This is a genomic window from Pseudoalteromonas sp. S1610 (assembly GCF_005887465.1).
GTDB classification, from domain to species: Bacteria; Pseudomonadota; Gammaproteobacteria; order Enterobacterales; family Alteromonadaceae; genus Pseudoalteromonas; species Pseudoalteromonas undina.
Map to the genome: position 1 here is coordinate 1 of NZ_PNDI01000047.1, position 3965 is coordinate 3965.

The 3965-nt window shown below is 41.2% G+C and carries 3 protein-coding genes; all 3 read right to left on the reverse strand.

Annotated features, from left to right (window positions below):
• Window positions 1-172: biotin/lipoyl-containing protein (locus tag CWB77_RS14545; protein ID WP_138623347.1), on the reverse strand; the 172-nt coding region annotated here is incomplete at its 3' end.
• Between the two features lie 10 nt (window positions 173-182).
• Complete coding sequence (gene aceE, locus CWB77_RS14550; protein ID WP_138571132.1) at window positions 183-2849, reverse strand: pyruvate dehydrogenase (acetyl-transferring), homodimeric type; 2667 nt, start codon at window positions 2847-2849, stop codon at window positions 183-185.
• 84 nt (window positions 2850-2933) lie between these two features.
• A complete protein-coding gene (pdhR, locus tag CWB77_RS14555) occupies window positions 2934-3683 on the reverse strand; it encodes a pyruvate dehydrogenase complex transcriptional repressor PdhR (RefSeq protein WP_008114937.1) in 750 nt (249 codons plus the stop codon).
• Between the last annotated feature and the right edge of the window lie 282 nt (window positions 3684-3965).

Consider the following 3965-nt stretch of genomic DNA (forward strand, 5'->3'; position numbering starts at 1 on the left):
TAATTTCTTTTACCGTACCGGCTTGTTCAGCAGGTACTTCCATCGCAGCTTTATCACCTTCAACACTTAATAGTGATTGGTCAACTTCAACTTTATCGCCAACGCTCACTAGTATTTCGGTTACTTCTACTTCATCGCCACCGATATCAGGTACTTTAATTTCAATACTCATTGCAAACCTCTTATGCGTACAGTGGATTTAGTTTGTTAGTGTCGATGTTGAATTTTTTAATTGCTTCAACAACCACTGACTTTTCAACTTCACCACGTTTAGCAAGTTCAGATAATGTCGCAACTACCACGTAGCTTGCGTTAACTTCAAAGTGACGACGTAGGTTTTCACGGCTGTCTGAACGACCGTAACCATCTGTACCCAATACTTTGTAGTTATTGCTTGGAATAAATGAACGCGCTTGTTCTGCGTAGTTTTTCATGTAGTCCGTTGCAGCAACAGTTACTGAATCGTTTAATACACTAGTGATGTATGGCGTTTTTTGCTCGCTTTCTGGGTTAAGCATGTTGAAACGTTCAACATCTTGTCCATCACGGGTAAGTTCATTGAATGAAGTTACTGAGTAAACATCAGACGCAATACCAAACTCTTCGCTTAAAATTGCTGCAGCTTTACGCACTTCAGTCATGATAGTACCTGAGCTTAATAGCTGTACGTTGGCTTTTTTACCTTCGTAGCTTTCTAGCTTGTAGATACCTTTACGAATACCTTCTTCAGCGCCTTCTGGCATTGCTGGCTGATGGTAATTTTCGTTCATTAGCGTTAGATAGTAGTAAATGTTTTCTTGCTCTTCACCGTACATACGACGAATACCGTCTTGCACGATAACCGCTACTTCAAATGCATAAGTAGGATCGTAAGAAATACAGTTAGGTACCGTGTTTGCAAGAATGTGGCTGTGGCCATCTTCGTGCTGTAAGCCTTCACCATTTAGCGTTGTACGACCCGCTGTAGCACCTAATAAGAAACCACGTGCTTGTTGATCCCCTGCCATCCATGCCATGTCACCTACACGTTGGAAACCAAACATAGAGTAGTAAATGTAGAATGGGATCATCGGTAAGTCGTTGGTGCTGTATGATGTTGCAGCAGCAACCCATGACGACATTGCACCTAGCTCGTTAATCCCTTCTTGTAATACCTGCCCTGAGGTTGCTTCTTTGTAGTAAGAAACAATATCACGGTCTTGAGGGGTGTAATTTTGGCCATGTGGGTTGTAAATACCGATTTGACGGAATAAACCTTCCATACCAAAAGTACGTGCTTCATCGGCAATAATTGGCACAATATTTTTACCAATACCTTTATCTTTTAATAAGATATTAAGTGCACGTACAAAGCCCATAGTGGTTGAAATATCACGCTTTTGCTCTTCAAGTAACGGCTTGAACGCATCTACTTCTGGTAACTGTAACTTTTCAGAGAACTTGGCAATACGTGTTGGCGTGTAACCTTGTAGCGCATCACGACGTGCATGAAGGTACTTGTACTCTGGAGAATCTTTTTCAAGCTCTAAGTATGGTAGCTCTTTTAATTGCTCTTCAGATACTAAATCATCTAAGCCTAAACGAGAGCGTAAGTGAGCCACATGCGACATGTCCATTTTCTTAACTTGGTGCGCAATGTTTTTACCTTCAGCCGCTTCACCCATGCCGTAACCTTTTACTGTTTTAGCAAGGATCACTGTTGGGCGATCTTTCGTCTCTTCTGCTTTTTTAAAGGCGGCAAACAGCTTTGAAGGCTCATGACCACCGCGCTTAAGGGCGAAAATTTCTTCATCGGTCATATCAGCAACAAGCGCTGCTGTTTCTGGGTAGCGACCAAAGAAATGTTCACGTACGTACGCGCCATCTTTCGCTTTATATGTTTGGTAATCACCATCAACAGTTTCGTTCATTAACTGTAGTAATTTACCTGTGGTGTCTTTAGCAAGCAGAATATCCCAACCGCTGCCCCAAACAAGTTTAATAACATTCCAGCCAGCGCCTTTAAATAGGCCTTCTAGCTCTTGAATGATTTTACCGTTACCCATTACAGGGCCATCTAAGCGCTGTAGGTTACAGTTAATTAAGTAACATAGGTTATCAAGCTTTTCACGGGCAGCAAAAGAAATAGCACCACGTGATTCTGGCTCATCCATTTCACCATCACCTAAAAACGCATATACACGTTGGTTTTTAGTGTCTTTTAAGCCACGGCCATCTAAGTACTTTAAGAAACGCGCTTGGTAAATTGAAGAAATTGGACCTAAGCCCATAGATACCGTTGGGAACTGCCAAAACTCAGGCATTAATTTAGGATGAGGGTAAGAAGGTAGGCCTTTACCATCTACTTCCTGACGGAAATTATCAAGCTGTTCAGCACTTAAACGCCCTTCAACAAATGCACGCGCATAAATACCCGGAGAAATATGACCTTGGTAATAAACTAAATCGCCGCCATCAACATCATTTGGCGCTTTAAAGAAATGGTTAAAACACACTTCGTAAAATGCAGCAGACGATTGGTAAGACGCCATATGGCCGCCTAAGTCGAGATCTTTTTTCGATGCACGCAATACAATCATAATCGCGTTCCAGCGAATAATTGAACGAATACGGCGCTCAAGATTTACATCACCAGGGTAGGCAGGTTCTTGATCAACCGGAATCGTATTAACGTAGTTTGTGTTAATGCCTGTTGGCATATCAACACCGTCTAAACGGGCTTGTTCTAACACTTGCTCAAGTAAAAACTGAGCTCGTTCAACACCTTCTTCGCGCACAACCGATTCAAGAGCTTGTAACCACTCTTGTGTTTCTAGCGCGTCTACGTCAATTTTATTGACTTCAGACATATGGAGGTTTCCTTATGTTTAAAATACTAATTTTATGTATTGAATACTTCACTGTTAACTCAAGTTAACAGTGAATGTACTTGCTTAATTTTGTTTGGTGCGTCTTAAACTACGTTCAATTCGCGAATGCTCTTTACCCGCTTCAAGCAATGCTTCTTCAATATAGGCTAAATGCGCATTACTCGCTAAGCGAGCTTGTTCAGGATTACCGTCAATCACTGCATCCATTAATAAGCGTCTATGCTCAGCTAATTGGCTGCTTATATCTGACTTTTTAAGTAATACCGTTAAATTTTGTAAAACATTCTGCTCAAGTAAGCTTTGCATCCCTCTTACTAAATGCAGTAACACTACGTTATGAGACGCCTCTGCGATGCAAAAATGAAAGTCATTAATCGCTTTGGCTTTTTGCTTTAATTCATCTTTAGCTAATGCAATCTGATCAAAGCTCTGTTTTACTTTTGCAAAATCGTTGCTTGTGCCGCGAAGTGCTGCGTAATAAGCCGCAATTCCCTCTAGCGCATGACGAAATTCTAATAAATCAAATTGCGATTCGGGGTGTTTACTGATCAAATCAAACAACGGATCAGTCAGCCCCTCTTCCAATTGATTTTTTACATACGTTCCACCACCTTGACGACGGGTTACAAGCCCTTTTGCCTCAAGCTTTTGAATGGCTTCACGCAACGACGGACGCGACACTTCAAATTGCTTAGCGAGTTCACGCTCCGGTGGTAACTTTTCTCCTGGTGCTAACGACCCCTCAAGAATCATGTTCTCAAGTTGTTGTAAAATAACATCAGATAATTTTGCCGCTTTAATTTTTAAAGACATCAATCAACGTCCGCGTTGTATAAGTGCTAGCAGCCCATTAAATAAGGCTTTTAACTGAATGACCTGACCAAAAGGTAAATTGGTCATACCAAATTTTGCCATACGTTATCAAAAACCGTAATTACTGTCAATTTACAGCAGTTTTAAAGCCCTAAGGCCAGCGTAACGTAATTTAAACAAAGTTCAAATAATACACAGATCACAGAGGGTAAAGAAAGGTTAATAAGATGAAAAACAAATGGTCAGACCAGCTGATTTTAATTTTCGGGGTTCGGGGTTCGG